The organism is Sphingomonas yabuuchiae (assembly GCF_001477495.1).
Classification (GTDB): domain Bacteria; phylum Pseudomonadota; class Alphaproteobacteria; order Sphingomonadales; family Sphingomonadaceae; genus Sphingomonas; species Sphingomonas yabuuchiae_A.
Window position 1 is genome coordinate 1 of sequence record NZ_LDTF01000138.1, and the last position, 639, is coordinate 639.

Consider the following 639-nt stretch of genomic DNA (forward strand, 5'->3'; position numbering starts at 1 on the left):
GGGAGACGATCCACTCCGGTCAGGCCAGGCCAGACGGCGCGGAACGTTCCTCGAAACCGCTATTGTGCGTGAGGCGCATTCGAAGGCGAAGGGAACCCGGCAATGGCGGTTTGGAGAGCCCGGACTGTGCGGGAGGCTGGCAGTTGGTGGCCGGCCTGAACGGGTGCCGGGGGCGCCAAACCAAAGAGGCACAAAAAAGCCGCCTCGGGGTATCCAGAGGCGGTTGTGTTTGGTGTTTGAGGTGGTTGCGGGGGCAGGATTTGAACCTGCGGCCTTCAGGTTATGAGCCTGACGAGCTACCGGGCTGCTCCACCCCGCGGAGGTGTTGGGCAGAGACGATGTGAATGGGTTTTTGTGTATTCGCGGGCTGTAATGCCTGGCGACGCCCTACTCTTCCACTGCTTGAGCAGTAGTACCATTGGCGCAGTCGGGTTTCACGGCCGAGTTCGGGATGGGATCGGGTGGGACACCGACGCTATGGCCACCAGGCAATAGAGTCCGCGAATAACAATCCCCATCAAGTGGTACTTGATGGGGCCCCGAGGTGAGGAGGCCTCGCTTCGGGGTGTGTGGGTATAAAATCGATGCACCTGGCTTGGGGATTATGACCGCACCCGTATGCCATCTAGCCCAGGGCTG

The 639-nt window shown here is 61.0% G+C and carries 1 tRNA gene and 1 rRNA gene; both read right to left on the reverse strand.

Features of this window, described 5'->3' with window-relative positions:
• Window positions 1-242: 242 nt before the first annotated feature.
• Window positions 243-319, reverse strand: a tRNA-Met gene (locus tag NS355_RS17625).
• Window positions 320-374: 55 nt separating this feature from the next.
• Window positions 375-489, reverse strand: a 5S ribosomal RNA gene (gene rrf / locus NS355_RS17630).
• Window positions 490-639 lie beyond the last annotated feature (150 nt).